Annotated in this window: 27 protein-coding genes and 1 tRNA gene; 18 read left to right on the top strand and 10 right to left on the bottom strand. The window is 60.2% G+C overall.

Annotation, left to right across the window (positions count from 1 at the left end; all coding sequences use genetic code 11):
• Nucleotides 1-3 precede the first annotated feature (3 nt).
• Complete coding sequence (locus IG168_RS17415; protein ID WP_226877104.1) at nucleotides 4-285, bottom strand: DUF6116 family protein; 282 nt, start codon at nucleotides 283-285, stop codon at nucleotides 4-6.
• Between the two features lie 147 nt (nucleotides 286-432).
• Nucleotides 433-1515 carry a DNA polymerase IV gene (gene dinB / locus IG168_RS17410; protein WP_193165875.1) on the bottom strand — a complete coding sequence of 361 codons (1083 nt, stop codon included), beginning with the start codon at nucleotides 1513-1515 and terminating at the stop codon, nucleotides 433-435.
• Between the two features lie 103 nt (nucleotides 1516-1618).
• On the opposite strand from dinB, the gene IG168_RS17405 reads away from it, so the two are divergent.
• Entirely contained in the window at nucleotides 1619-2140 is a 522-nt protein-coding gene (locus IG168_RS17405; protein ID WP_193165874.1) for a peroxidase-related enzyme, read from the top strand.
• Between the two features lie 47 nt (nucleotides 2141-2187).
• Here the strand turns inward: IG168_RS17405 and IG168_RS17400 are convergent, their stop codons facing one another.
• The 7 genes from IG168_RS17400 to ppnN form a co-directional block, all read right to left on the bottom strand.
• Complete coding sequence (locus IG168_RS17400; RefSeq protein WP_193165873.1) at nucleotides 2188-2385, bottom strand: helix-turn-helix transcriptional regulator; 198 nt, start codon at nucleotides 2383-2385, stop codon at nucleotides 2188-2190.
• A gap of 9 nt (nucleotides 2386-2394) precedes the next feature.
• On the bottom strand, nucleotides 2395-2787 hold the full coding sequence (locus tag IG168_RS17395; protein ID WP_193165872.1) for a hypothetical protein: 393 nt from the start codon (nucleotides 2785-2787) through the stop codon (nucleotides 2395-2397).
• Nucleotides 2788-3066: 279 nt separating this feature from the next.
• Nucleotides 3067-3234, bottom strand: coding sequence for a DUF1328 domain-containing protein (locus IG168_RS17390; RefSeq protein ID WP_193165871.1), 168 nt, complete (start codon nucleotides 3232-3234; stop codon nucleotides 3067-3069).
• A gap of 386 nt (nucleotides 3235-3620) precedes the next feature.
• Entirely contained in the window at nucleotides 3621-4283 is a 663-nt protein-coding gene (locus IG168_RS17385; protein WP_193165870.1) for a polysaccharide deacetylase family protein, read from the bottom strand.
• Nucleotides 4284-4376: 93 nt separating this feature from the next.
• Nucleotides 4377-4700 carry a ferredoxin FdxA gene (fdxA, locus tag IG168_RS17380; RefSeq protein ID WP_193165869.1) on the bottom strand — a complete coding sequence of 108 codons (324 nt, stop codon included), beginning with the start codon at nucleotides 4698-4700 and terminating at the stop codon, nucleotides 4377-4379.
• 151 nt (nucleotides 4701-4851) lie between these two features.
• Complete coding sequence (gene mutS, locus IG168_RS17375; RefSeq protein WP_226877103.1) at nucleotides 4852-7482, bottom strand: DNA mismatch repair protein MutS; 2631 nt, start codon at nucleotides 7480-7482, stop codon at nucleotides 4852-4854.
• 298 nt (nucleotides 7483-7780) lie between these two features.
• Entirely contained in the window at nucleotides 7781-9154 is a 1374-nt protein-coding gene (ppnN, locus tag IG168_RS17370; protein WP_226877102.1) for a nucleotide 5'-monophosphate nucleosidase PpnN, read from the bottom strand.
• A gap of 212 nt (nucleotides 9155-9366) precedes the next feature.
• On the opposite strand from ppnN, the gene IG168_RS21035 reads away from it, so the two are divergent.
• Both IG168_RS21035 and IG168_RS17365 read left to right on the top strand, forming a co-directional pair.
• A complete protein-coding gene (locus IG168_RS21035; protein WP_404932008.1) occupies nucleotides 9367-9612 on the top strand; it encodes a DUF6482 family protein in 246 nt (81 codons plus the stop codon).
• Between the two features lie 914 nt (nucleotides 9613-10526).
• Nucleotides 10527-11165: a TetR/AcrR family transcriptional regulator gene (locus IG168_RS17365; RefSeq protein WP_193165868.1), complete on the top strand. Its 639-nt coding sequence runs from the start codon at nucleotides 10527-10529 to the stop codon at nucleotides 11163-11165.
• 148 nt (nucleotides 11166-11313) lie between these two features.
• Here IG168_RS17365 and IG168_RS17360 read toward each other — a convergent pair whose 3' ends face one another.
• A complete protein-coding gene (locus IG168_RS17360; protein WP_193165867.1) occupies nucleotides 11314-11559 on the bottom strand; it encodes a hypothetical protein in 246 nt (81 codons plus the stop codon).
• 143 nt (nucleotides 11560-11702) lie between these two features.
• Between IG168_RS17360 and IG168_RS17355 the strand changes: the two genes are divergently transcribed.
• The 15 genes from IG168_RS17355 to IG168_RS17285 all read left to right on the top strand — a co-directional run bounded on the left by IG168_RS17355 (nucleotide 11703) and on the right by IG168_RS17285 (nucleotide 25698).
• On the top strand, nucleotides 11703-12218 hold the full coding sequence (locus tag IG168_RS17355; RefSeq protein WP_193165866.1) for a CinA family protein: 516 nt from the start codon (nucleotides 11703-11705) through the stop codon (nucleotides 12216-12218).
• 142 nt (nucleotides 12219-12360) lie between these two features.
• On the top strand, nucleotides 12361-13395 hold the full coding sequence (gene recA, locus IG168_RS17350) for a recombinase RecA (protein WP_193165865.1): 1035 nt from the start codon (nucleotides 12361-12363) through the stop codon (nucleotides 13393-13395).
• Nucleotides 13396-13893, top strand: coding sequence for a regulatory protein RecX (locus IG168_RS17345; RefSeq protein WP_193165864.1), 498 nt, complete (start codon nucleotides 13396-13398; stop codon nucleotides 13891-13893). It begins immediately after the preceding gene.
• A 263-nt stretch (nucleotides 13894-14156) separates the two neighbouring features.
• On the top strand, nucleotides 14157-14882 hold the full coding sequence (locus IG168_RS17340; protein ID WP_193165863.1) for a DUF969 domain-containing protein: 726 nt from the start codon (nucleotides 14157-14159) through the stop codon (nucleotides 14880-14882).
• Entirely contained in the window at nucleotides 14869-15816 is a 948-nt protein-coding gene (locus tag IG168_RS17335) for a DUF979 domain-containing protein (protein ID WP_193165862.1), read from the top strand. The genes IG168_RS17340 and IG168_RS17335 overlap by 14 nt, the downstream gene beginning before the upstream one ends.
• The gene (pcp, locus tag IG168_RS17330) at nucleotides 15813-16457 is read left to right on the top strand and encodes a pyroglutamyl-peptidase I (protein ID WP_193165861.1); all 645 of its coding nucleotides are present in this window, start codon (nucleotides 15813-15815) and stop codon (nucleotides 16455-16457) included. Before IG168_RS17335 ends, pcp begins: the two co-directional genes overlap by 4 nt.
• 170 nt (nucleotides 16458-16627) lie before the next feature.
• Nucleotides 16628-18106 carry a glycerol kinase GlpK gene (gene glpK / locus IG168_RS17325; protein ID WP_193165860.1) on the top strand — a complete coding sequence of 493 codons (1479 nt, stop codon included), beginning with the start codon at nucleotides 16628-16630 and terminating at the stop codon, nucleotides 18104-18106.
• Nucleotides 18107-18154: 48 nt separating this feature from the next.
• A complete protein-coding gene (locus tag IG168_RS17320) occupies nucleotides 18155-19177 on the top strand; it encodes a class I fructose-bisphosphate aldolase (RefSeq protein ID WP_193165859.1) in 1023 nt (340 codons plus the stop codon).
• Between the two features lie 77 nt (nucleotides 19178-19254).
• Nucleotides 19255-20112, top strand: coding sequence for an alpha/beta hydrolase (locus IG168_RS17315; RefSeq protein WP_193165858.1), 858 nt, complete (start codon nucleotides 19255-19257; stop codon nucleotides 20110-20112).
• Between the two features lie 113 nt (nucleotides 20113-20225).
• The gene (locus IG168_RS17310) at nucleotides 20226-20411 is read left to right on the top strand and encodes a Trm112 family protein (protein ID WP_193165857.1); all 186 of its coding nucleotides are present in this window, start codon (nucleotides 20226-20228) and stop codon (nucleotides 20409-20411) included.
• 5 nt (nucleotides 20412-20416) lie between these two features.
• Entirely contained in the window at nucleotides 20417-20767 is a 351-nt protein-coding gene (locus tag IG168_RS17305) for a histidine triad nucleotide-binding protein (protein ID WP_193165856.1), read from the top strand.
• 111 nt (nucleotides 20768-20878) lie between these two features.
• On the top strand, nucleotides 20879-23491 hold the full coding sequence (gene alaS, locus IG168_RS17300) for an alanine--tRNA ligase (RefSeq protein ID WP_193165855.1): 2613 nt from the start codon (nucleotides 20879-20881) through the stop codon (nucleotides 23489-23491).
• Nucleotides 23492-23651: 160 nt separating this feature from the next.
• Nucleotides 23652-24890, top strand: coding sequence for an aspartate kinase (locus tag IG168_RS17295; RefSeq protein ID WP_193165854.1), 1239 nt, complete (start codon nucleotides 23652-23654; stop codon nucleotides 24888-24890).
• 234 nt (nucleotides 24891-25124) lie between these two features.
• Nucleotides 25125-25319, top strand: a complete 195-nt coding sequence (gene csrA, locus IG168_RS17290) for a carbon storage regulator CsrA (RefSeq protein ID WP_193165853.1) — start codon at nucleotides 25125-25127, stop codon at nucleotides 25317-25319.
• 289 nt (nucleotides 25320-25608) lie between these two features.
• Nucleotides 25609-25698 (top strand) — tRNA-Ser (locus IG168_RS17285).
• Nucleotides 25699-25888 lie beyond the last annotated feature (190 nt).

Genomic DNA, 25888 nt, shown 5'->3' with positions numbered 1-25888 from the left:
AGGTCAGAATTTATGGCGTTCCCCGGTCTGCGGCTCTTCCTTGACCCGCTCACCTCTGCCACTACCTACTGTTTTTTCACCGGACTGGTCTGGCGCTTTCTTCTGGCGGGCCAGATAAAGGGCAACCATTCCCAGCAGCAGTTCGTCTACAAGTGGTACCGGGTCGGGGATAAACAGATTCACCAGAAATATGGCGCAAATCCACTTGAACAGCTGCGGATGTTCCAGCTTCCTGGCGTAATTCAGGAACCAACTTACAGCGGCGCTGGGGAGTACTTTTTTCATCGGCCCGCACCTTGCCGGTAGTCTGGGGAGTATAGTTCGCGGCTTTGCAGTCCTGTCTGTAGTGAGTGTCTGGCGGCGCCAAATTTACTGACTGGTACGTGCCAGGCGGTAGCCGTTACCCGGCCGGATTTGCGTGCAGGGCCCGAATCAAGCGGACAGGCTGTTTACCGCTGGCAGGGGTAGGGGGAGTTGCTCGGGTCCAAATTCGGCACGTAAATCCTTGAGTTTTACTCCCACGCCGAGCAGGCGGATGGGCTCCGGACGCCTGTCCCAACTCTGTTGTAGCAGGTGTTTAAACTCGGAGATTCGCGCAGCGTGACTGGCGCGCTCCTGGGTGGCGGTGGAAAAGTCGCCGTACTTCACTTTTACCGACGCGCCACTAATCTGATAGCGCTCGTCCAGGTTGTCGAGCCGTTCCAGCAGGCGCATGTAGAGTCCTGTGAGCTGCTCCTGCCAGTCTTCCAGGGTCGGCAGGTCCTCGCTGAATGTATGCTCGACACTGACGCTCTTGCGCGCACCGTCACCACTGACTGGGCGTTCGTCGATACCCCGGCACAGTTCATAGAGGCGCTGGCCAAATTTGCCGAAGTCCCGGGTCAGCTCGACCTGCGAATAGCCGCGCAGATCGGCACAGGTGCGGATGCCGCGGCGCAGCATCTTTTCCGCCGTTACGCGACCGACGCCGTGAATCTTGTTGACCGGCAGCCGCAGGACGAACTGGTCGACTGCGTCTGGCACGATCACCGTCAGCCCGTCGGGTTTGCGCCAGTCGCTGGCGATCTTGGCGAGAAACTTGTTCGGTGCTACCCCGGCGGAGATGGTGATACCCAGCTCTTCGCGTACCCGCCGGCGGATCTCCTCGGCGATCAGCGTGGCACTGCCTTGGCAGTGGCCGCTGCCAGTGACATCCAGAAAGGCTTCATCGAGGGATAGCGGTTCTATAGCGTCGCTATAATCCAGGAAAATATCCCGGATTTGGCCGCTGATCTCTCGATATTTTTTCATGTTGCCCGGTACTACAATCAGGTCAGGGCAAAGTTTTTTTGCCTGGGCGCTGGGCATGGCGGAACGCACGCCATAGCTGCGCGCCTCGTAATTACAGGTGGAAATGACACCGCGCCGGTCACTGGCGCCGCCCACTGCGAGAGGACGGCCGCGGAGGTTCGGGTCGTCGCGCATTTCGACTGAAGCGTAAAAGCAGTCGCAGTCGCAGTGGATGATCTTTCGCATGCTGGGATTATATACAGTATGTGGTCAGCGCGAAAAGCGAATTTGGAAGCAATGGAATCGGGTAGGTGAACAGAGAGCTGCAGGCAGCTCGGGCAGGTGAACTATGAGTCGTATACCCCTGGTGGAGGGACCCGCGGACGAGCGGGTGCAGAAAGTCTTTGAAGAGATGGAAAGTGAATTGGGGAGTGTGCCCAATCTGTTCCGCGCCTTTGCCCAGCACCCAGCCTTGCTGCAAGCCAACTGGGAAAAATTCAAAACGTTGATGCTGCACGGGTGCCTGTCGGCACAGCTCAAGGAGGGCATCGCCCTGGTGGTTTCAGCTGATAACAACTGCGACTATGGTATCTACCACCACAGCGCCATGTTGCAGGAGCTGGGCGTGGATCCGAAGGAAGTGCTGCATATTCGCACCGACCCCAAGCACGTGCACTATCCCCCCAAGGAGCACGCTCTGTTTGACCTCGCGCGCCACGCCAACCTGGCGCCCTTCGACCACGGCGAGCACCTGATTGCCAAGGCCCACCAGGTCGGTGCGAGTGATGACGAAATCGTCGAGGCGCTGGGGGTCATGGAAATGGTGACCGGATTCAACAACTTTGCGGATGTACTGGGGCTGGAGAACTAGGTTCTGCAGTCGCAGTTCCTGCACCAGTGCCGTTGGTGCGGGCTCCTTTATCCTGAATTTGGCGAGAAGATATCCTCAATCCGGCAGGCAAACAGCGCGGCGAGGCGAAATGCCACCGGCAGACTCGGATCGAACTTCCCTTTTTCAATCGCATTTACGGTCTGCCGGCTGACCCCCAGCGCGTCGGCCAGTTGCTGCTGCGTCCAGCGCCGTTCGGCGCGCAAAGCTTTCAGGCAGTTCTTCATCGCCCGGGGTTACCTGTAGCGCCTGCGCACAATATTCCCGGTCATGATCCAGCTCACCAGAATCAGCAGTGCGGTCCATGTGGCGTTGAGGCTGGGAAAACCCGCACGGGATTCCAACAAACCGTAGGTAAGCGTGAAAGTCACGGTGATCAACAGCGACACGGTGGCGGCAATCATCTGTACCCGCTGTTCCAGTTCGTCGCGTGCGAGCAGGTAGCGGGTTGCAATGATCACCAGGCCAGCCGCCGGGACGATTGGCCCCAGTAGCAACGGGAAGCGCCACATCGAGTCTTCGGGCACCGTGCTCAACGCCAGGCCGGCGCAGAGTGTTGTCAGGGAAAACAGGCCGGTAATGAGAGGAAAGGAATACCGGTGAAGTGGGCGTCTGGGCCGTCTGGACATAGTACCTCCATGTAAAGTTAGCTTGTCATCTGATTGGACTGCGCGGCAGCACCTTATGTCAAGTGTGCTTTACAAATTGGGCGTGGAAATCTCCCTTTGATTGACTCGCTGGCGGCTATCACCGGGAAGATCATTCCCGTCGCTGGAAGAGGTTGCGCAGAGAGTGGACACCGTGGAGGTTTTAACGGTGCGGCCTGTAAGGCGGAGGATGATTCAGAGGCGGGCGGGGGACAGCAAAAGCCGGCGGCCTGAGCCGCCGGTTTTGATTCGTGAGCGAAGCTATTTGGGCGGTCCGCGACGGCCGAAAATAAGTGCCAGCACGAACAGTGCAATAAATACGAAGAAGAGCACTTTAGCCGCACCTGAGGCTGCGGAAGCGACGCCGCCGAAACCGAAGAATGCCGCGATCAGTGCGATCACAAAGAAGATAATGGCCCAGCGCAACATGGTAATACTCCTGTTGTGTCAGGAAAAAACCGCTAGCGGCGGCTCTCAGTTCACCGTCTCACCGCCGACCACACCGGTAGGGGCATGATGTGCCGTGAGTCGATGGTTCTAATTTATAGGGTTACCTTGCGTCGACCACCACTTTAATCGCGTGAAAATTAGATCAAGGGATGTGTCCTGTCCGTGTTCACTGGTTGGGCCAGGCAAGTCTCGCGACGAGCTGTTGGTTCGGAGGATGGGGAAATAGCGATAAATACGCGCGCAGTTTGTCGAGGCGTTTTCATGCGGCGTTGAATGCCGGACAGATCGCGCCGCCGACCAGGCGGATCCGGTCGATGCGATACGCTGTGGGAGAAGTCCGCGAGCTGAACGGTCGCGGCGCCGGTTCAATCGGCGTCGAGTAACATTTCCGACAGGGTGGCAAACTCGTAGCCCCTGTCGCGGAGCTGTTCGCTGATCAGCGGCAGGGCCTCCAGTACTTGGCGGCGCTGGCCGTACATCGGATGCAGCAGCACTATGGCGCCGGGGAAGGCGTTGTCCGCAACATAGTCGGCGACGGCCTGCGGATCGTCCATATCGGTTTTCGCTTCCGGCAACAGGTCCCAGCGTGCCACCGGGGTGCCCTCGCGAGTCAGTTCGCGCTCCAGCGGCTGTGGCAGTAGCCCGAAGGGCGGGCGGAACATCAGCGGATCCTCGTAGCCCAGTTCACGCAGGATACGCGTCGCTCCGGCAATTTCCTTTTTCGCCTGGGGGGTTGCCAGCTCCGCCAGATTGGCGTGGGAGTAAGTGTGATTGCCGACGCTGTGGCCGGCGTCAATGATCGCCTTGGTCTGCTCGGGAAACTTTTCCATTTCGCTGCCGACCGGGAAAAAGGTTGCCTTGATCTGCAGGCGATCCAATTCGTCGAGCAGGGCTTCGGTGGCGCCGGGCAGGGGCCCGTCGTCAAAGGTCAGGGCGATCTTCTTGTCGTCGTTGGCCAGTACTTCGGCGGGAATACTCAGCAGTGCGATCGCGAGGGTGCGTCGCAGGAGAACACGCAGCGTTTTCATGGTAGGGACTGTCTTAATACTACTTGGTCGATAGCGGGGATACCCGGATCGGCAATAAAAAAAGCCGTCGGGACGGCTTTTGCGCGGGTAAATTCAGCGTTCCAGTTGATCCAGTTTGCCTTTTTTACCATCCCACTCCGCCGCGTCGGGCAGGGGATCTTTCTTCTCGGTGATATTCGGCCAGACTTCGGACAGTTCCGCGTTGAGCTCGATGAACTGCAGCTGGTCCTCGGGGACCTCGTCTTCGGAAAAGATGGCGTTCGCCGGGCACTCCGGCTCGCACAGGGCGCAGTCGATGCATTCGTCCGGGTGGATCACGAGGAAGTTGGGGCCTTCATAGAAGCAGTCCACCGGGCAAACTTCCACACAGTCGGTGTATTTGCACTTGATGCAGTTTTCCCCAATTACGAATGTCATGCTTGTCCCTCGAAAGTACCCAGATCGGTGAAGCAGCGGATTTTAGCAATTACTGGCGCGAATTGTAGTGGCTTTTCAGTCAAATTGGTTGGGTTCTTATAACTGCCGGGCACGCGGGGCACCAGTCCCGCGCTGTCGATGTGGCAGTGAGTCACAGGAGCTTGCGTAGGGCATAGAGCTGCTCCAGTGCCTGGCGCGGACTCAGGTCGTCCGGATCTAGTGCTTCAAGGGCGTCGACCGCAGGGTGACTGGGGGCCCCAAAAAGGTCCACCTGGCGAGGGGATTCGCCCGTGGCCACCGGTGCCTGCGCGGACGCCGGTGGCGGCTCCGCGGCGACGGCGGGTTGCGCACTGAAATTGTCGCTGTCGCCAGATTCGAGCGCGTGCAAGCGCTGGCGTGCCTCCACCAGGACGTCGCCGGGGATTCCCGCCAGTTTGGCCACCTGCAGTCCGTAGCTCTTGGATGCTGGCCCCTCCTGGATGCGGTGCAGGAAGACGATGTCGTCGCCGTGCTCAGTGGCATTCAAGTGGATATTGGCGGATTCCGGGCACTGGTTCGGCAGGTCGGTCAGTTCGAAGTAGTGGGTCGCGAACAGCGTGAAAGCACGTACCTGGTCCGCCAGGTAGTGCGCGCAGGCCCAGGCCAGTGACAGGCCGTCGTAGGTGCTGGTGCCGCGGCCGATCTCGTCCATCAGCACCAGGCTGTGCTCGCTGGCGTTGCGCAGGATATTCGCCGTCTCGGTCATTTCCACCATAAAGGTGGAGCGGCCTCCGGCCAGGTCGTCGGCGCTGCCGATACGGGTGAAGATACGGTCCAGCAGGCCGATTTTGGCGGAGTCTGCCGGCACATAGCTGCCGCAGTGGGCGAGCAGGGCAATCAGTGCGGTCTGGCGCATATAAGTGGACTTACCGCCCATGTTCGGGCCGGTGATCACCAGCATGCGGCGGTCGTCGCGCAGTTCGATATCGTTGGCCACGAAGGGTTCGTCCAGCACCTGCTCCACCACCGGGTGGCGGCCGGCGCCGATGTGCAGGCCGGGCTCGGTGCCGAGCTCCGGGCGGCACAGGCGCAGGTTGTCGGCCCGCTCGGCGAGACACGCCAGTACGTCCAGCTGGGACACCGCCGCCGCGGCAGTCTGTAGCTGCGCGAGGAACTCATTGAGTTTTGTGATCAGCTCCTCGTACAGGGCCTTTTCCCGCGCCAGGGCGCGGCTCTTGGCGGATAGCGCCTTGTCCTCGAACTCTTTCAGTTCCGGGGTAATGAAGCGCTCGGCGTTTTTCAGGGTCTGGCGGCGGATATAGTCCGCCGGCGCCTTGTCGCTCTGGCCGCGGCTGATCTCGATAAAGTAGCCGTGCACGCGGTTGTAGCCCACCTTCAGGGTGGGAATGCCGGTACGCTCTTTTTCGCGCACTTCCAGCTGCACCAGGTAGTCGCCGGCGTTTTCGCTGATCGCGCGGAGCTCGTCCAGCTCGCTGTCGTAGCCAGTGGCAATAACACCGCCTTCGCGGATCACCACCGGCGGGTTTTCCACCAGCGCGCGCTCGAGGAGTTCTACAGTTTCCGGCCACTCGCCGATTTCCCGCAGCAGTTCTTTCAGCAGCACGGATTCGGTTTCGGCCAGCTCGCGCTGGATTTCCGGAAACTGTGCCAGCGACTGGCCGAGCCGCGCCAGGTCCCGCGGGCGCGCCGAGCGCAGGGCCAGGCGGCCGAGAATGCGCTCCATATCGCCAACCGGCTTGAGCGCATCGCGCAGCGGTTCGAACTGATAGCCGTCGATCAGCGCGGCAATGGCGTCCTGGCGGTTGTTCAGTGCGGTGAGCTGGCGCAGCGGGTTGTTCAGCCAGCGGCGCAGCAGGCGGCTGCCCATCGCGGTCTTGCAGCTGTCGAGGACCGACAGCAGGGTGTTGTCGTCGCCTCCGGAAAGGTTCAGGTCGATTTCCAGGTTGCGGCGGCTGGCGCCATCCAGTGCCACGGTGTCGTCGCTGCTCTCCGTCTGCAGGCTGCGGATGTGCGGAAGTTCGGTGCGCTGTGTGTCGCGGGCGTACTGCAGCAGGCAGCCGGCGGCCACGACGGCAGCGTGCATGTGGCTGCAGCCGAAGGCCTCAAGATTGAGGGTGCCGAACTGCTGGTTCAGCAGGCGCAGGGCCGTTTCCAGCTCGAATTCCCACGGCGCGCGGCGGCGCAGGCCTGCACGGCGCTCGATGTCCGCGGGCAGGGCCAGGTCTTCCGGCACCAGCAGCTCCGCTGGGCTGTGGCGCTGCACCTGTTCCGCGAGCGCTTCGGCGGATTCCATTTCCTGCACCACGAAGCGGCCGGTGGCCAAGTCTAGCAGGGCCAGGCCAAACTGGTCGCCCAGCGGGGCCGCAGCGGCCAGCAGGTTGTCGCGGCGCTCGTTCAGCAGCGCCTCGTCGGTGACGGTACCCGGTGTGACGATGCGCATCACCTTGCGTTCTACCGGCCCTTTGCTGGTGGCTGGATCGCCGATCTGCTCGCAGATGGCCACGGACACGCCCTGCTTGATCAGCCGCGCCAGGTAGCCTTCGGCGGCGTGGTAAGGGATTCCCGCCATTGGGATCGGCTCTCCGCCGGATTTGCCGCGGGCAGTCAGGGTCACGTCCAGGAGCTCGGCAGCGCGCTTGGCGTCGTCGTAGAACAGCTCGTAGAAGTCGCCCATGCGGTAGAACACCAGCTCCTGGGGGTGCTGGGCCTTGATCTTTAAGTACTGCTGCATCATCGGGGTGTGCTGGGTACTGGTCTTGCTGGCGGTCGCGGCTTGCGGCATGGACAGGCTACTTCTTGTTGTCAGATTTAAGGATGGAAGGGGCGCTATTGTAGCGGGTCAGGCGGGTGATGAAACCGGGTATCGGCGAGTTGCCCGGGCGCGCGTGGTTATATTTACCGGAGTGCCGCCACCAGTTGCCCGGTGATTCTGCAGGTCAGATTGATTTTTGACCTATTCTGCCGTGAATGACCTGGAAAGTTCAATAAAATCAATTGGTTATTGTGGCCTGTCCGTTTCCGGTTTTCGCACTGACTGCCCTCGATGCGTTGGTTTGCTGGCGGCCAGCGAGGCTCAGCTTTCAGTCCGCGCCGATTCTGTAGCAGGCAACGTACTCCTTACCGGGCAGTTTCATCCTCTGCTGTTTGGCAAAGGAATCCAGCAGGGTATCGATACTGTGCATGAGGGTTGCGTCGCCGTTCAGTTCGTAGGGGCCATTTCTGGCGACATTGCGAATACCTGCGTCTTTTACGTTGCCGGACACAATTCCGGAAAATGCCCGGCGCAGATTGGCGGCGAGCAGGTAGGGTTCCTGATTGGTATGCAGTGCGAGGTCGCGCATGTTTTCGTGCGTGGGCACAAACGGGCGCTGGAATTCTGTCGAGACTTTCAGTTGCCAATTGAAGTAGTAGGCATCGCCGGTTTCCTTGCGGTATTGCTGCACCCTCTGGATACCGGCTGTCATCTGTCGCGCGACTTCCTGTGGGTCGTCGATGATGATCTGGTATCGCGACCGCGCTGCCTCTCCGAGTGTCTGGCCAATAAACTGGTCGATGCGGATGAAATAATCCGCCGCGCTGTGTGGGCCGGTAAAGATCAGGGGGAAAGGCTGCTGTTTGTTGTCCTCATGCAGGAGTATTCCCAGTAGATAGAGGATTTCCTCGGCCGTGCCCGCACCGCCTGGAAATACGACAATGCCGTGCCCGGTTCGCACAAACGCCTCCAGGCGCTTCTCGATATCCGGCATGATGACCAGCTGGTTGACGATGGGGTTCGGCGCCTCTGCGGCGATGATCCCGGGCTCGGAAACACCGAGATACTGCCCGTGCTGGTAACGCTGCTTGGCATGCCCGATAGTCGCGCCTTTCATTGGCCCTTTCATTGCACCCGGACCGCAGCCGGTGCAGATGTCGAGGTGTCGCAGGGCCAGCTCGTAGCCAACTACCTTGGTGTAATCGTATTCCTCGCGCGAAATCGAGTGCCCGCCCCAGCACACTACCAGCCTCGGTGAGCGGTGCCGGTCAAACGTGCCGGCGTTGCGCAGGATATGGAATACCGCGTCGGTGACGCCCTGCGCGGAAACCAGGTCGTAGCGCGGATCGCCGGTGATTTCGCTGTTGACGTAGATAATGTCCCGCAGCACCGCAAAGAGGTGCTCGGCGATACCGCGGATCATCTTGCCATCTACAAAGGCGCTGGCGGGCGCGTTGGTTACCTTGAGCTTGACGCTGCGTTCCGTTGGGACGACGGCAATGTCAAAGCCGGCGTATTTTTCCAGCAACTCTTTGCCATCGTCCATGTAGTTTCCACAGTTGAGTACTGCGAGGGCGCAGTTGCGGAACAGTTGGTATTGGGGGCCGCGACTGTCGTCCGTGAGCTTGTGAATTTCGTACTTGGACAGGATATCGAACTGGCCGGTTGGCGAGACTTCCGCATCAATGACTTCGGTGGACATGCACCCTCCCGCTAATGCTAGAAGCTTTTACAGTACAAGAAATATCGCAGGGTGGATATAGATTCATGTTCGGGCCCACAAGTCGTACAGTGGAGCTGAGACCCGAGTGGCGAACTCTCGGCTGACGGCAGATTTCCCGTTGTTTCGGCGCCACCTTATGCTGAAAGTATGTCATCGCAAAGGCGTGCGCCGCGAGTGCCGAAGGAGGGAACGTGAACCTACAGATACTCTCCCTGGAGGGACATATTTATCTCGTCGAGACAATCGATGAGGAAGGATCTCATCTCCTCACCGATCGTAAGCGTCGGCCACGCAAGTTTCACTGCCTGGAAGAAATCCATGACCATTTTCTGACGCAGGAGTTAGGCGAGGTCTGGCTCGAGCAGCAGACGCCCTATGAGGAAATGTGTGGGCTACCAGACGACACTTTGCCACTGAGGATCAGGCTTCATTGGTAAGGGGCAAGATATCGATTTGGCCGGTCGCTTGGCAGCGGCGTGGGATAAGTAGCATCGAAAAATATTGTTGACTGATGTGCTGGTCAAGGGACACAAAACAGCGGACAGGAACTGCGATTGAAGTCGCATTGACTCGCATAATGTAGTGCCATCCTTGGCGTTACGTTTCTCCATTTCCACGAAGAACCCATTGGCGGAAAGAGTGCTGAGCCAATACAGTTCCCCCCGAGGCGAGATCATAACCGTAGCAGTGGGTGAGCGGCTTGTCCCGGTTTCTCTTGGCCCATTCCGCTGGGTATTTGATAACCGGCTTTTCTCCGTGCGGATAGAGCGGTTTGGAGGGGAGCTCTGTGCGGTCAGCAGGCATAGTTCGCGGACCTGTTTCAGGTAAGCTTATACGTTCATCATCGTCCTCTTCTTATCTTGTTTATCCGCGTCGAAGGTTGGTGTTCCTTGCTGTTTACTTCACTTTGCCGGCTACTAGCCCATCCATTGCTATTCAACCGGCGTACCGCACTTTCCTGATTGCTGAGTAAGTACCGAATTTTGATGGATGGTACCGAACCGTTAGTCGGCTGCCCATTAGTGACACTCCCCGGTTTGTCGTTGCCCCGCTCGTTCGCTGCAGGGTGATCGGGCGCTGCAATAAACTGGAATCCGAGGCGGTACGGAGCACAAAAAATGCAGCTGCTGTAAAATATGCCAGTCCAAATGTTACAGCTACTGTAGTATTGTGGTGGCATCTGTTGAACGATGGCTCGTCACGCAGCTTTCAACGACCATGGCAGCCGCTTTGTTACCCCTCCATTGGACAGGCTCTCGCGGAAGGTGACTGACGGTTGCACATGCTGTCAGTTTTGCGAAGTGGCCGAATCATCAAGGGCCTTGGATCATCTATTTTTTAGGTTGGGACAATGAGTTTACGCGAGCGCAAGAAACAGCAGACCCGGATACGATTGCTGGAGATAGCCGAACAACTGTTTTCAGAGTTGCCTTACGAAGAGGTGATGGTTGACGAAATCGTTGCCAGGGCGGAAATCAGTCAAAAGACTTTTTTCAATTATTTCCCCAGTAAGGCTTACTTGCTCGAAGAGCTGCTGCTGAGTTTGTTGCGGGAGATCAATGCCTGGAGCTTTGAGAGCGAGCCGGAACTAAACCTGAGGTCGGCAATAGTGCCGCCGAACATAGAAGAGATTCAGGACTGGATCATCAAGCACCGCCGCATATTACAGATGATCATGTATCACACGGACCTGTTTTCCTCCGTTTATTTTTCCGGGGCGGCCCCGACCGGGAAGAATCTGCTATTCCCCGCGACCTACCGGAAACCGCGAATGGAGCGGGTGATTAAGGCCCAATCCCAAGGCGTTATCCGCACTGATATTTCCGCAGAGTTGGTCTGCGATATGTACGACTGGCTGCGAATCGATGTCGTGCAACGGTGGCTGGCATTACCGGATGAGCAGGCGTCGGCAGAGAATTACAAGAAAAGTTACGACGAGATGGTCGATGTGCTTTGCCGGGGATTCGAACCCCTGCCGTTGCTTGATTGAGTGGGGCCGGTCACGTGACCACGCGCAGCACTGCTACTGTGTCGCGTAACCGGCCACATGGCCGCTTAAGATAGAAAGCTGCGGCCATTGCGATGTCGACCCGAGCGGCGATGATTGAGATGAGTGCCGACATGATGAAGATGTCCTTTTAGGACTCGTTATGTTTCGAACCCATGATGGCCAGGACGGCGATTACTCCATTAGAATGCGGCAGTGAATCCGGGCCACCGGAAGCCATCGCTGCCACCCGATGCAGCGCATCGGTCTGGATACCCAGGCGTGGGTAGGACTGTCGCATGATCTTCTGGCAGCCCGAAGAGGAGCCGATGATGCCGGCAATCACACTGACCGAACTCAGCAGTGCCAGTAGCGGCGACATATCCAGGCTGAGCATGGTGTCGACAAACTGCTGGAAGCCCTTGGTCTGCGAACATTATTCGTTTTAGCTGAGTGTTATCGGCTCCAGGCAGCCCGGTATGTCCAGATGTGGAACCTGATTGAAGCCGTTCATACAGGTGTTTCAAAGGAGGCAGGTAAATGGCTGAGGAGCTGCATATCTCGGCGCTGGCGGAGTCGCTCGGAGAGGAACTGCACAAGCGGAAATGGTTCTGTACCGCGGCTGAGTCCTGCACCGGTGGCGGCATCGCCGCAGCGATCACCGCCGTAGCGGGAGCCTCGAACTGGTTCGAGGGTTCCGTGGTCAGCTATGCCAATCGCATCAAACGCGATTTGTTGACGGTGGACGGGGACGACCTGGAGACCTTCGGTGCGGTCAGCGAGCCGGTGGTGCGGCAGATGGCCAGCGGAGTGCTGGCGTTGATGGACGCACAGGTAGCGGTGGCGGTCAGCGGTATCGCCGGCCCGGACGGTGGCACCGCGGAGAAACCGGTGGGCACCGTCTGGATTGCCTGGGCGCACTCGGTGGGGCAAGAGCCCGTGTATATCGATGCCCAGTGCTTCCGTTTCAGTGGCGATCGCGCGGCGGTGCAGGCCCAGACGGTCGCCGAGGCACTGCGCGGGGTATTGGAATTGGTGCGGGAGCATCCGGAATAGGGGGTAGCCCGCAGTTTCCCCAAAGCGACCGCTGCGTCGTTAGCGGGCGCTTTCTCACCATCTCCAATCACTGGTTGCTTATACAGTAATCCTTCGATAAGCTTGCCCCCAATCAACAATGCTTAAACACACGGGAAGGGTCATGGATTCCAACAAAGACAAGGCACTGCAGGCGGCGCTGTCACAGATCGAACGCCAGTTCGGCAAAGGTACGGTTATGCGCATGGGGGACAAGGAGCGCGAGCAGATTCCCGCCATCTCCACCGGTTCCCTCGGCCTGGATGTGGCCCTAGGCATTGGCGGTCTGCCCCGCGGCCGTATCGTTGAAATTTACGGTCCGGAATCTTCCGGTAAAACCACCCTGACCCTGCAGGTGATTGCCGAAGCCCAGCGCAAGGGCGGCACCTGTGCGTTTGTCGACGCCGAACACGCGCTGGACCCGATCTACGCCGAGAAGCTGGGTGTGAATGTCGACGAGCTGATCGTCTCCCAGCCGGATACAGGTGAGCAGGCGCTGGAAGTGGCCGATATGCTGGTGCGCTCCGGCGCGGTAGACGTGCTGGTCGTCGACTCGGTAGCGGCCCTGACCCCGCGCGCCGAGATCGAGGGCGAGATGGGCGATTCCCACGTGGGCCTGCAGGCGCGTTTGATGTCCCAGGCTCTGCGCAAGCTGACCGGTAACATCAAGAACACCAATACCCTGTGTGTGTTTATTAACCAGATCCGCATGAAGATCGGCGTGATGTTCGGCTCCCCGGAAACCACCACCGGCGGTAACGCGCTGAAGTTCTACTCCTCCGTACGCCTGGATATCCGCCGTATCGGTTCGGTGAAAGAGGGCGATGAAGTGGTGGGCAACGAGACCCGCGTGAAAGTCGTCAAGAACAAGGTGGCCCCGCCGTTCAAGCAGACCGAGTTCCAGATCATGTACGGCCAGGGTATCAACCTTCTGGGTGAGATCGTCGACTACGGCGTCAAGCTGGGTCTGGTGGACAAGGCCGGTGCCTGGTACAGCTACAAGGGCGACAAGATCGGCCAGGGCAAGGCCAACGCGGTCAAATTCCTGAAGGAGAACCAGGATATCCGCGACGAAATCGAAGGCCTGCTGCGCGCCCAGCTGCTGGGTGACCTGGTGCCCGCCAAGCCCGAAGAGGTTGCAGAGACCCCGGAAGACTAAGTGTTTTCCGAGCAGGATCCAGCTCAGGCGCTCTTCGGTGCGGCGCTTGAGCTGCTCTCCCGCCGCGAGCATTCGCGTCTCGAACTGAGGCAGAAGCTCGCGGACAAATTCCCCGGTGCCGACTTCGACGCGCTTTTCACGCGCCTGCAGGAACTCAACTACCAGTCCGACCAGCGCTTTGCCGAAGTCTTTGCCCGCTCACGGGTGCAGCGCGGCCAGGGGCCGCTGCGCATTCGCCGCGAGCTGCAGCAGCGCGGCATCGGCAGTGACCTTATCGCCAGCGCGCTGGAGCAGGCGGACACCGACTGGTTTGCGCTGGCTGCCGAGTTACTGCAGCGCAAATTCCGCGGAGCTGTCAGCGACGCGCTGCCCCGCGAACAGCAGCTGAAAGAGCGCGCGCGGCGCAGTCGTTACCTCGCCTATCGCGGATTTTCCAGCGATGCCATTCACTGGGCGCTGGACGCGGCAGATGCATTTGAGGACGGCGGCTCCCCGTGAGCGCCGGTCTGGCATAACCTTTCCCTCCCTGCCCACATCCTCCCATCCCGATTCAGCGTCGCCGGTCGGTTGCGCAGTGTTCTTTCCCTGTGGCAGAACTGGCCGGTGGGCCGCAGTTCCCGGTTAGCGGAGCTGAATCAATTCCGCCATAATGGCGCTGCAGCCATCCTTTCGGGGCTGTACATTCCAGGGGGGAGTGTCTGATTGCGGGCCCAGCTGGAATATCACGGAGCTCCAAAACTCAAAAAAGACAGGACTCCCCTATGGATACTGTTTCCTACTTGCCCCTGATCGGGGTACTGGTCGTTATTGTCGGCTTTGCTTTTCGCTTTAATCCGCTGTTGGTGGTGACGCTGGCCGGCGTAATCACCGGGCTGGCCGATGCGCTACCCATTACCAAAATCCTCGAGGCTCTCGGCGAGGGCTTCAACCATACCCGCACCCTGTCGTTGATCCTGGTGCTGCCGCTGGCGGTGGTCGGGCTGCTGGAGCGCAACGGCCTGCGCGAGCAGGCGGCAAACTGGATCGCCGGTTTCAAACGTATTTCCGCCGGGCGCCTGCTGGCCCTGTACTTACTGCTGCGCGAGCTCAGCGCCGCCCTGGGGCTGACCAGCCTGGGTGGCCACCCGCAGATGGTGCGACCGCTGCTCGCCCCCATGGCCGAGGGTTCGGCTGGCCGCGCGCTGGGGCCGCTCACCGATGATGAATGTCAGCGCCTGCGCGCGATGGCGGCGGCCACCGACAATGTGGGCCTCTTTTTCGGTGAGGATATTTTTGTGGCTTTCGGCGCGGTAATGCTGATGTACAGTTTCCTCAGCGAGCGGGGCTATGAAGTGGAGCCGATGCACATCGCCCTGTGGGGTATTCCCACCGCCCTCTGTGCGCTGGTCATTCACGGTGCCCGGGTGCTGTACCTGGATCGCCAGCTGGCCCGCGCGCGCGCAGCGGTCGATCAGGCTGCGGCGGAGGCGACCCATGCTAACAATTGAGTTCTTTTACGTCGTTGCCGGCCTGTTGCTGTTGGCCAATGCGCTGCTTTCAGCGCTCGACCGGACTAATCCCAGGCGCTGGCCATCGGCGCTCTTCTGGGGGCTGTTCGGAATCCTGTTCCTGGTCGGTAGCTGGTTGCCCCCGGTCGTCAGTGGTGTACTGGTGCTGGCTATGTGCGCGCTGGGTGGATTCAACCTGGTCGCGGCCAAGCCGACCGCCAAGCCGGATAAACAGCGCGCCCGCGATGGCGCCGAGAGGCTCGGTATCAAGCTGTTCTGGCCGTCCCTGGCGATACCCGGATTTACCCTGGTCGGGGCCCTGGGCTTCCCCTTCCTGGCCAAGCACGGATTGACGCTGGTGGATCCCGCCAAATCCACCCTGGTGAGCCTCGGTATCGCCTGTGTGCTCGCCTTTGTGCTCGCCTGTCGGTATACGCGGGAAGCCCCGGTGCAGGGGCTGCGCGAAAGTGCCCGCCTGATGGATTCCATTGGCTGGGCGATGTTGCTGCCGCAGATGTTGGCGACACTGGGTATCCTGTTTGCGCAGGCGGGTGTCGGCGACGCGGTGGCCGATATTGTCGGGCAGATACTGCCGGAAGGTCAGCGCTTATGGGCCATCGTGGCCTTCGCCCTGGGCATGGCGCTGTTTACCGTGATTATGGGCAATGCCTTTGCCGCTTTCCCGGTGATTACCGCGGGCATCGGTATTCCCTTCCTGGTTGAGGAATACCACAGCAACATCGCGGTCATGGCCGCCATTGGCATGTTCTGCGGTTATTGTGGGACGCTGATAACGCCCATGGCCGCCAATTTCAATGTCGTGCCGGCGGCGCTGCTGGAATTGCACGACAGGAATGCCGTGATCAAGGCGCAGATACCCACGGCGCTGATGGTTCTTGTGGCGAATATCGCTCTGCTCTGGTGGCTGCTATGAAGATACTGCTCACGGGTTTCGAACCCTTCGGTGGCGAACCCATTAACCCTTCCTGGGAGGCGGTCAAAACCCTGCACGGTTATCGGGGTAGGGTCGAGGCTCTGCAGTTGCCCTGCGTCTTCGATCTGTGCCTAGAGCAGCTAGGCAGTCGTGTCAGGGAAGTGGGGCCGGATGTCATTCTGGCCGTCGGGCAGGCCGGCGGGCGCGCCGCGATAAGCCTGGAAAAGGTCGCCATCAATCTCAACGAGGCGCGCATCCCGGATAACGCCGGTGGCCAGCCGCGCGGCACCCCGGTCGTGCCCGGTGGCCCCACCGCCTATTTCAGTGGCCTGCCACTCAAGCGCCTGACAGCCAGGCTGCAGGACAGCGGTATCCCGGCGGAGCTGTCCTACACGGCGGGCACTTTCGTCTGCAATCACCTTTTTTACGGCGCCAGCCACCTGGCCGAACAGCTGCCCCGGCCGCCGCGGGTCGGCTTCGTCCATATTCCCTATCTGCCGGAACAGGCTGCGCGCCATCCCGGCAGTCCGCACATGGCCCTGTCCATGCTGACCGAGGGGCTCAAGGGGATCTGCGACGAGCTGATTGCCGGCGGCGAAGAAATGGAAGAGATTGACGCCATCGCCGGTACCACCCACTGACTTCGGGGCGCGCGCCGGCGGCAAGAAATTGCGAATCGCAGATTTTCCGCCGGCGTGTCCATCGGGTGCTGGACGCGGGAGAATCCGACTTATACTCTGACCGGCAGGAGTGACTAAAGGTCGCTTCTGCGAGATGAAGAGGTTGAGAATAATAAGCGCGAGCAGCTTCCATGATCTTGTCTATCGATCAGGGCACCACCGGCACCACTGCCTTTGTCTTTGATTCCAGCGGCGCATTGCGCGGCCGCAGCTATTCCGAATTCCCCCAATATTACCCGCATCCTGGCTGGGTCGAGCACGACGCCAGTGAAATCTGGGATGTCACCCTGCGTGTCTGCGCCGCGGCGCTGGAGCGCGCCGAAATTGCTGCCGCTGACCTGACGGCTATTGGCATTACCAACCAGCGCGAAACCACGGTACTGTGGGACCGGCAGACCGGAGAGCCGGTCTATCCGGCCATTGTCTGGCAATGCCGCCGCTCCGCAGATATCTGTGCAGAGCTGCAGCGGGCCGGCAAAGCCGACTGGTTGCTGGAGAAGACCGGACTGGTGCTGGACGCCTACTTTTCTGCCAGCAAGCTGCAGTGGCTGTTTCGCCAGCAGCCAGAACTGCTCGCCCGCGCGGAAGCCGGCGAACTCTGTTTCGGCACCATCGACAGCTGGCTGATCTGGAAGATGAGCGGTGGCTGCGCGCACATGACCGATCACACCAACGCGAGCCGCACGCTCCTCTATAACATAGAGGCGAGGACCTGGGATCCGGAACTGCTGGCGCTGTTCCATATCCCGGAGGCGGTACTGCCGAAAATCCTGCCCTCCGCGGGACATTTCGCCACAACGGATCCCGAGGCATTCCTCGGCGCCGGGGCTGCCATCTGCGGCGTGGCTGGCGATCAGCAGGCCGCCCTGTTCGGGCAGGGATGTACCCGGCCTGGTCACGTCAAGAATACCTACGGTACTGGCTGCTTCATGCTGGCCTGTGCCGGTGCGGAACGTCCGGAAGCACCACCGGGACTGCTCACCACCATCGCTTGCGGAGCGGATGGTGGGCCGGTTTACGCCATCGAGGGCGCGGTGTTCAATGGGGGCTCCGCCGTGCAGTGGTTGCGCGACGACCTGGGCCTCATTCAGCAGGCGGCGGACAGTGAAACCATTGCTCACAGCATTCCGGATACCCGAGGTGTCTACCTGGTCCCGGCCTTCAGTGGCCTGGGCGCGCCCCACTGGGATCCGCATGCGCGCGGTACCATCTGCGGCCTGACCCGCGGGGCCGGCAAGGCGGAATTGGTGCGCGCAACGCTGGAGTCCATTGCCTACCAGAGCGACGAGCTGGTGCAGCTGATGGGGCAGGCGCTGGATGTTGAAATCAGCCATATCCGTGTCGACGGCGGTGCGAGCGCCAACAATTTCCTGATGCAGTTTCAGGCAGATATTTCCCGCGTGCGGGTCGAGCGCCCGCGCCAGGTCGAGTCGACCGCCGTGGGTGCGGCGCTGCTGGCGGGAATCGGTGCCGGCCTCTGGAGCGCCGACAAGTTGCCGCGGTGCCTGCAGGAAATTGAGCGGGACTTCGTGCCGCAGATGTCACTGGCGCGGCGGGATGACCTGATTGCCGGCTGGCAAAAAGCGGTCGCCGCTTGCCGCGCCTTCTAAGACTTTGGGCCTATCCTCAGATCAGGATTTGATTTGGAGGAGTTGAATATGAGTGTCAGTGAAGACTTGCAAGCCACCATTGCCGATATGGTCGATGGGCGCCGCGGCATTCTCGCCGCGGACGAGAGCAGTGGAACCATCGCCAAGCGATTCGACACCATCGGCGTGGAATCAACGGAGGAAAACCGCCGCTTTTACCGCTCGGCGCTGTTGTCGACGGAAGGGCTGGGCGACTATGTCAGTGGCGTCATCCTGTTTGAGGAGACTCTCGGGCAAACCGACGACAGCGGCACTCCACTGCCCAAGGTCTCTGCGGCGCAGGGTATCGTTCCCGGTATCAAGGTCGACAAGGGTAAGGGACCGCTGCCCGGTGCACCCGGCGACATGATCACCTACGGACTCGACGGCCTGGCCGAGCGCCTCGATAGCTACCGGGAACTCGGTGCGCGCTTCGCCAAGTGGCGCGAAGTCTATCCCGTCAGTCCCACCAATCCCACTCCTCTCGGCCTCACGGCCAACGCGGAAATGCTCGCTCGCTACGCGGCGGTATGCCAGTCCTGTGGCGTGGTGCCGATCGTGGAGCCGGAAGTGTTGATCGATGGCGACCACAGTATCGAACGCAGTGCCCAGGTGAACGAACACGTCTGGCAGAAGGTTTTCGATGCCTTGCACCGTCACGGAGTGCAGTTGGAGTTCATGATCCTGAAGCCCAGCATGGCCACACCCGGCAAGGCCTGCGCGAAGGCGCCGCCGGAGCAGGTGGCGGAATACACAATGCGCTGCCTGCGCCGTGCCGTTCCAGCTGCGGTGCCCAGCATCAACTTCCTGTCCGGCGGCCAGGGTCCGGAGGAAGCCACCGCTAACCTGAATGCGCTGAATCAGTTGTGGCAGGCGCCCTGGCAGCTCAGCTTTTCCTTCGGTCGTGCGCTACAGGAACCGGCGCTGGCGGCCTGGGCGGGCGAGTCGGCCAATGGCCCGGCGGCGCAGAAGGCGCTGTTGCAGCGGGCGCACCTGAATCACCTGGCGATGCTGGGGGAGTACGATGAGTCCCTAGAGGGGCGTGACGACTAGCGATACTGCAGTAAAACCACAACAAACGACGCGGATAATATCGATAAATATAACGACAAGATAATGAGGAGAGAGCCATGGAGTTTGTTTCACGCGGAAACCGCCTGCATTACCGGCGCTGGTGGGTCGAGGGCGCGCTCGGTGTTGTAGTGATATCCCACGGCCTCGGCGAACACAGTGGCCGCTACCGGGCACTGGCCCGCTACCTGAATGCAGCGGGCTTCAGTGTCTACGCGCTGGATCATTTCGGCCACGGCCTGTCCGAGGGCAAGCGCGGGCACATCGATGATTTCGCCCATTTCAGTGAGGATCTCTACCATTTCCTGCGACTGGTGCGGCGGGACCTCGATGGCGAGCGCCGGGCCGACGGGGGGCGCCAGATTCACCTGCTCGGGCACAGCATGGGTGGGGTCATCGCGGCCGGTTGTGCCATCCGCTTCGGGGGCATGGAAAGTCTGATCCTCTCGGCACCGGGTTTTCGCGGGGGGGCAGAGCCAAGCGCTGTGGAGCGCTGGCTGGTACACCGACTGGCAGTAGTGGCCCCGCGCCTGTCCCTGCCGAACCGCATAGACCCGCACTGGTTGAGCCGCGATCCGGCGGTAGTCGCAGACTATTGCGCCGACGATCTTGTCCACAATCGGGTGACCCTGCAGTGGTTTGTCGCCTTTCTGCGTGAGCGGGAGTTCCTGCGTGCGCGGCTGGAGCAGATCACCGTACCCTGCCTGGTGTTGTTGCCAGAAGGTGACTTGGCGGTGGATCCAGAGACGACCCGTGCCTGGTTCGATCACCTGGGCAGCGACGCCAAGCGGTTGCATTCCTTCGCTGGCGCTTACCACGAGCTGTTCAATGAGGTTGAAGAGGGGCCGGTGGCCCGCGAACTGCTGTTGCAGCACCTGAAGGCACAGTTGCCACTACCCGCAGCGGCCACTGGTTGACCTGCTGTTCATTTTCGCCTGCCCCGGGCGCCCAAGAGACCGTGAAATACCCGGACAACCGTTGTACTATACGCGGTCATTTTTGACCTGCGGTAGAACTAGGTTGGGTAGACATGGATAAGAAGTTACTGAGTCTGTTGGTGTGCCCGGTGAGCAAGGCGCCCCTCGAGTATCGTGAAGAAACCCAGGAACTGGTCTGCAAAGCCAGCGGCCTGGCGTATCCGGTGCGCGACGGTATCCCGGTGATGCTGGAGTCCGAAGCGCGCCAGCTGACCGCTGAGGAAAAGCTGGAAAAGTAGCACCTATGCCCGAGCCCAGCGTGTTCAGCCAGATCATTTCCGGGGAGATTGAGGTTCCGAGAGTCTATGAGGACGACCTGTGTATCGTGATCAGGGACCGCTCCCCACAAGCCCCTACCCACCTGCTGATTATTCCGCGCAAACCGCTGGCCAACCTGTCCGAAGCAAATGGCGACGACAAGCCGCTGCTGGGCCACCTGATGTGGGTGGCCGCCGAGCTCGGGCGCAAGCTGGGGCTCGAGGGATATCGCCTGGTCGTGAACAATGGCCGATCTGCGGGGCAGACGGTCTTTCACCTGCATATACACCTGTTGGCACAGCGCGAGATGCGCGAGCAGGATCTGGCCGCGCACTGACAAAGCGCAGCTTTGCACGCGGTCAGGGGACCCGCCGCGGGCGGCAGCTGGGGGCTTACCCCGAGCAAAACTGAACGATTAAATTTGACCAATGAAGTGGAATTACGCTGGATGAAAAGTGCAGAGATTCGCGATGCCTTCCTGAATTACTTTGCCGAACAGGGCCACCAGGTGGTGCCCTCGAGTTCGCTCGTGCCGGGCAATGACCCGACGCTGATGTTTACCAATGCCGGCATGGTGCAGTTCAAGGACACCTTCCTCGGTCAGGAGCCGCGTCCCTACAATCGCGCCGTGAGTTCCCAGCGCTGCGTACGCGCGGGTGGCAAGCACAACGATCTGGAAAACGTCGGCTATACCGCCCGTCACCACACCTTTTTCGAAATGCTGGGCAACTTCAGTTTCGGCGACTACTTCAAGCGCGAGGCCATCCAGTTCGCCTGGACCTTCCTGACCCAGGTGCTGGGATTGCCCCAAGAGCGCCTGTGGGTAACGGTGCACATCAGTGACGATGAAGCCGCGGATATCTGGCTGAAAGAGGTCGGCGTCAGTGCCGAGCGTTTCTCGCGCCTCGACGAAGACAACTTCTGGCAGATGGGGGATACCGGTCCCTGTGGTCCCAGTTCCGAGATTTTCTACGATCACGGCGAAGATGTGCCCGGTGGTCCCCCCGGTTCCGATAACGATGATCTCGATCGCTATATCGAGATCTGGAACCTGGTGTTCATGCAGTATGAGCGCACTGCCGACGGCGAGTTGCACCCGCTGCCGAAGCCATCGGTGGACACCGGTATGGGGCTCGAGCGCATTGCCGCGGTGATGCAGGGCGTCCACTCCAACTATGAGATCGACCTGTTCCAGGCGCTCCTGAAGGCGGCGGGCGAGATCGTCGGCTGCGACGACCTGGAAGAGAAATCCCTGCGCGTGATCGCCGACCATATCCGCTCCTGTGCCTTCCTGATCGCCGACGGCGTCATGCCCTCCAATGAGGGGCGCGGCTATGTGCTGCGCCGTATCATCCGCCGCGCGGTGCGCCACGGCCACAAACTGGGCCACGAGGATATCTTCTTCTACAAACTGGTGGCGGCGCTGGCCGAGCAGATGGGCGACGCCTATCCGGAACTGCGCGAGAAGCGCGAAATTATCGAAAATGCCCTGCGCAAGGAAGAAGAGCAGTTTGCCAAAACCCTGGATAAGGGTATGGCGCTGCTGGAAGACGGCCTGGCTTCCCTGAAGGGCTCGGAAATTCCCGGTGAGCTGGTGTTCACCCTGTACGACACCTACGGATTCCCGGTCGACCTGACACAGGATATCGCCCGCGAGCGCAACCTGACGCTGGATATGGCCGGCTACGAAGAGGCGATGGAAGCGCAGCGCGAGCGCGCCCGCGCCGCCGGTAAATTCAAGCTGGATTACACCGGGGCGCTGGACCTGGAGGGCGCCACAGAATTTCTCGGCTACGACGCGACTCGCGCCGAGGGTACCGTCGTTGCCATTCTGCGCGACGGCGAGCAGGCCGAGCGCCTGGAGGAAGGGGACGAGGGCGTTGTCGTCCTGGACCGCACGCCGTTCTACGCGGAATCCGGTGGCCAGGTGGGCGACAGCGGTTACCTGAGCTGCGACGCTGGCCGTTTCGAAGTGGGCGACTGCACCAAGCAGGGCGCACATCACCTGCATACCGGCAAAATGTTGCAGGGTGCCATTGCCGTGGGCGACAAAGTGGAGGCGCAGGTTTCCGCCGACGTCCGCCAGGCAACGGCGCTGAATCACTCTGCCACGCACCTGCTGCACGCCGCGCTGCGCAAAGTCCTCGGTGAACACGTGACCCAGAAGGGCTCGCTGGTGGATTCCGAGCGCCTGCGCTTCGACTTTTCCCATCCGGAAGCGGTGACTGCCAAACAGCTGCACGCAATCGAGTCCCTGGTGAATGGGCAGATTCGTGCCAATTCACCGGTGCATACCGAGGAGACCGATATCGAGAGCGCCAAACAGAAGGGTGCCATGGCACTGTTTGGCGAGAAATACGGCGATACCGTCCGCGTCCTGTCCATGGGCCAGATAGACGATGGCAGCGCCTTCTCGGTAGAGCTGTGTGGCGGCACCCACGTGCAGCGCACCGGTGATATCGGCCTGTTGCGGATTGTCGGTGAGAGCGGTATCGCCTCCGGCCAGCGCCGCATCGAAGCTGTTACCGGTGCCCATGCGCTGGCGCTGTTCGATCAGGCACAGCAGCGCCTCGAGCACGCTGCAACGCTGCTCAAGACGCGCCCCGATATGCTGGCGGACAAGGTGGAGCAGTTGCTCGCCAACAACCGCAAGCTGGAAAAAGAGCTGGCACAGCTGAAGACGAAACTGGCCAGTGGCACCGGCGGCGACCTGACCAGCCAGGCGGTGGAAGTGGCGGGCATGAAAGTGCTCGCGGCATCTATCGACGGCGCGGATCCCAAGTCTCTGCGGGACCTGGCCGACCAGATGAAGAACAAGCTCGGTAGCGGTGTCGTGCTGCTGGCGGCGCCCGGAGAGGACAAGGTCGCCCTGGTCGCGGCGGTGACCAAAGACCTGACTAAACAGGTGGCCGCCGGTGATCTGATGCGCTTTGCGGCGGGCAAGCTCGGCGGCAAGGGCGGCGGCCGCCCGGATATGGCTCAGGGCGGTGGCACCGACGTGTCGGCCCTGCCTGCCATGCTTTCCGAAGTGCCGGAATGGATACAGAGTCAGCTTAACTAGTTAATTTCGGCCAAATTGGCAGATGTTGCCATTCGGCAAGTTGATTTCACTGAATTTTGGTGATTTAGTGCGCGACTTGCGCGAATTGGTACTACAAGCGCATGACAGAGCGAGCCCGACTAGCGTTTAGTGGGGGAGTAGTAAGGAAACACAGAAACCAATGAGTTTGTTCGTGCAGAAATACGGCGGCACCTCGGTGGGCTCCATTGAGCGCATCGAGGCGGTGGCCGACAAAGTCGCGGCATTCCGCGCCCAGGGACACGAAATGGTGGTGGTGCTGTCCGCGATGAGCGGCGAGACCAACCGCCTGCTCGATCTCGCATTCCAGGTCCAGGAAAAGCCCGATCCGCGGGAGCTGGATGTTCTGGTATCCACTGGTGAACAGGTCACTATCGCGCTGCTCAGTATGGCGCTGAAAAAGCGCGGTTATGACGCCTGCTCCTACACCGGTGGACAGGTGAAGATTCTTACCGACACGGCTCACACCAAGGCGCGTATCCAGCGCATCGATGTCGAGCGCATGCGCCGGGACCTGGATGCGGGCCGCGTGGTCGTCGTGGCCGGATTCCAGGGGGTCGATGAGGACGGCAATATCACCACCCTTGGCCGCGGGGGCTCCGATACTACCGGTGTCGCGCTCGCCGCGGCACTGGATGCGACCGAATGCCAGATCTATACCGACGTCGACGGCGTTTACACCACCGATCCGCGCGTGGTGGACAGCGCCCGCCGTCTGGATCGCATTACTTTCGAAGAAATGCTGGAAATGGCCAGCCTGGGCTCCAAGGTATTGCAGATCCGCGCGGTTGAATTTGCTGGCAAATACAAGGTGCCCCTGCGTGTACTCTCTACCTTTGAGGAGGGGGAGGGCACTCTGATCAGTTTGGATGAGGAAGACAACGAAATGGAACAGCCCGTCGTTTCCGGGATTGCCTTTAACCGCGATGAAGCCAAACTGACGATTCGCGGAGTGCCGGATACCCCCGGCGTAGCCTGCCGAATTCTGGCGCCGGTAGGTGCCGAGAATATCGAAGTCGATGTGATCGTGCAGAACATCAGTGCGGTCGACGGCACTACCGATTTCACCTTTACGGTGCACAGGAATGACCTCTCCAAGGCCCGCGAGGTACTGGAGCGGGTAGCCAGGGAACTGGGCGCCCGGGAAGTGGTTGCCGATGACCGAATCGCCAAGGTATCGATTGTCGGCGTTGGTATGCGCTCCCACGCCAATGTGGCCAGCCGTATGTTCAGCGCCCTGGGGGAAGACAATATCAACATTCAGATGATTACCACGTCTGAGATCAAGATCTCGGTGATCATCGACGAGCGGTACCTGGAGCTGGCTGTGCGAGCACTACACAGTGAGTTTGAGCTGTCTGAGCCGCGTGAAGCGAGCTGAATACAGGCGCCAAAACTATAACCAGAGTGAAGGCGGCCGTGAGCTTTCCATAGCGATTCGGTCATTTGGCGTAGAGTCCGACCTGTTGAGATTTTGATCGACTGGTCAATAATGAATAGTGTGATTGGCGAATTTCGACCATTTACGCCGCCATCCGGTTATGATGACCAGATGCGCAGCCTCAGGGAACTTCCCGCTGCGCACTATCACAGGATGATCAAGGAGAAGTAGGTAATGCTGATTTTAACCCGCCGGATTGGCGAGACGCTGATGGTAGGTGACAACGTCACCGTTACTGTACTGGGCGTAAAGGGTAATCAGGTGCGCATCGGTGTAAATGCACCCAAAGAAGTCGCCGTGCATCGCGAGGAGATCTACCAGCGCATCCAGCGCGAGAAGCAGTCTTCCGAGGAAGGCGATAGCGAGTAGTCGCTGCACGCGTAGCAAAAGGGCCGGAATCTCCGGCCTTTTTTATTGGCGCCCAGTCCAATAGGGCTACCCGAAGGGGGCCTCCGGGGCGCATTGCACACAGGCTGTTCAATTAGTGTTCTGCCCACACTCAATCCTCAAAAAGTTATTGATTCCCCATTGATTTTTGCCTCGCCGTTGGTATGATGCCGTCCACTTTCAGCGGTCACCGCAAGTCGTTGGTCGCAGAGAAAAGAGCCTCATATTGAGGTCGCCCGGTAAACCATTTAGGTTTGGGCAAAAGATTCCAGGTGAGATGGCCGAGTGGCTGAAGGCGCGCCCCTGCTAAGGGCGTATGGGTTAACACTCATCGAGGGTTCGAATCCCTCTCTCACCGCCATATAGAAACGCCCTCTTTCGAGAGGGTGTTTTTTTTGCTCCGCGGGCTTGGTTTCGCGAGGCTGCCAGGCTCAGAAATGGTTCTGGATTTTTCCTTCTGGTAACGCTCAAAAAAATGTTGAGAAAGTGCTTGAAGGGAGGAGGTGGAGCGTTATAATGCGCGCCACTTCAAGGGTCGCCGGGGACGGTGA

Origin of the sequence: Microbulbifer hainanensis, from assembly GCF_014904735.1 — a bacterium.
Lineage (GTDB): Bacteria > Pseudomonadota > Gammaproteobacteria > Pseudomonadales > Cellvibrionaceae > Microbulbifer > Microbulbifer hainanensis.
Note: the sequence above shows the minus strand (reverse complement) of the source record. Positions and strands in the feature narration are given on the sequence as shown.

Coding starts and splice junctions, on each gene's coding strand:
- IG168_RS17415 (WP_226877104.1), bottom strand. CDS start 285: ATGAAAAAAGTACTCCCCAGCGCCGCTGTAAGTTGGTTCCTGAATTAC.
- dinB (WP_193165875.1), bottom strand. CDS start 1,515: ATGCGAAAGATCATCCACTGCGACTGCGACTGCTTTTACGCTTCAGTC.
- IG168_RS17405 (WP_193165874.1), top strand. CDS start 1,619: ATGAGTCGTATACCCCTGGTGGAGGGACCCGCGGACGAGCGGGTGCAG.
- IG168_RS17400 (WP_193165873.1), bottom strand. CDS start 2,385: ATGAAGAACTGCCTGAAAGCTTTGCGCGCCGAACGGCGCTGGACGCAG.
- IG168_RS17395 (WP_193165872.1), bottom strand. CDS start 2,787: ATGTCCAGACGGCCCAGACGCCCACTTCACCGGTATTCCTTTCCTCTC.
- IG168_RS17390 (WP_193165871.1), bottom strand. CDS start 3,234: ATGTTGCGCTGGGCCATTATCTTCTTTGTGATCGCACTGATCGCGGCA.
- IG168_RS17385 (WP_193165870.1), bottom strand. CDS start 4,283: ATGAAAACGCTGCGTGTTCTCCTGCGACGCACCCTCGCGATCGCACTG.
- fdxA (WP_193165869.1), bottom strand. CDS start 4,700: ATGACATTCGTAATTGGGGAAAACTGCATCAAGTGCAAATACACCGAC.
- mutS (WP_226877103.1), bottom strand. CDS start 7,482: ATGCCGCAAGCCGCGACCGCCAGCAAGACCAGTACCCAGCACACCCCG.
- ppnN (WP_226877102.1), bottom strand. CDS start 9,154: ATGTCCACCGAAGTCATTGATGCGGAAGTCTCGCCAACCGGCCAGTTC.
- IG168_RS17365 (WP_193165868.1), top strand. CDS start 10,527: ATGAGTTTACGCGAGCGCAAGAAACAGCAGACCCGGATACGATTGCTG.
- IG168_RS17360 (WP_193165867.1), bottom strand. CDS start 11,559: ATGCTCAGCCTGGATATGTCGCCGCTACTGGCACTGCTGAGTTCGGTC.
- IG168_RS17355 (WP_193165866.1), top strand. CDS start 11,703: ATGGCTGAGGAGCTGCATATCTCGGCGCTGGCGGAGTCGCTCGGAGAG.
- recA (WP_193165865.1), top strand. CDS start 12,361: ATGGATTCCAACAAAGACAAGGCACTGCAGGCGGCGCTGTCACAGATC.
- IG168_RS17340 (WP_193165863.1), top strand. CDS start 14,157: ATGGATACTGTTTCCTACTTGCCCCTGATCGGGGTACTGGTCGTTATT.
- IG168_RS17335 (WP_193165862.1), top strand. CDS start 14,869: ATGCTAACAATTGAGTTCTTTTACGTCGTTGCCGGCCTGTTGCTGTTG.
- pcp (WP_193165861.1), top strand. CDS start 15,813: ATGAAGATACTGCTCACGGGTTTCGAACCCTTCGGTGGCGAACCCATT.
- glpK (WP_193165860.1), top strand. CDS start 16,628: ATGATCTTGTCTATCGATCAGGGCACCACCGGCACCACTGCCTTTGTC.
- IG168_RS17320 (WP_193165859.1), top strand. CDS start 18,155: ATGAGTGTCAGTGAAGACTTGCAAGCCACCATTGCCGATATGGTCGAT.
- IG168_RS17315 (WP_193165858.1), top strand. CDS start 19,255: ATGGAGTTTGTTTCACGCGGAAACCGCCTGCATTACCGGCGCTGGTGG.
- IG168_RS17310 (WP_193165857.1), top strand. CDS start 20,226: ATGGATAAGAAGTTACTGAGTCTGTTGGTGTGCCCGGTGAGCAAGGCG.
- IG168_RS17305 (WP_193165856.1), top strand. CDS start 20,417: ATGCCCGAGCCCAGCGTGTTCAGCCAGATCATTTCCGGGGAGATTGAG.
- alaS (WP_193165855.1), top strand. CDS start 20,879: ATGAAAAGTGCAGAGATTCGCGATGCCTTCCTGAATTACTTTGCCGAA.
- IG168_RS17295 (WP_193165854.1), top strand. CDS start 23,652: ATGAGTTTGTTCGTGCAGAAATACGGCGGCACCTCGGTGGGCTCCATT.
- csrA (WP_193165853.1), top strand. CDS start 25,125: ATGCTGATTTTAACCCGCCGGATTGGCGAGACGCTGATGGTAGGTGAC.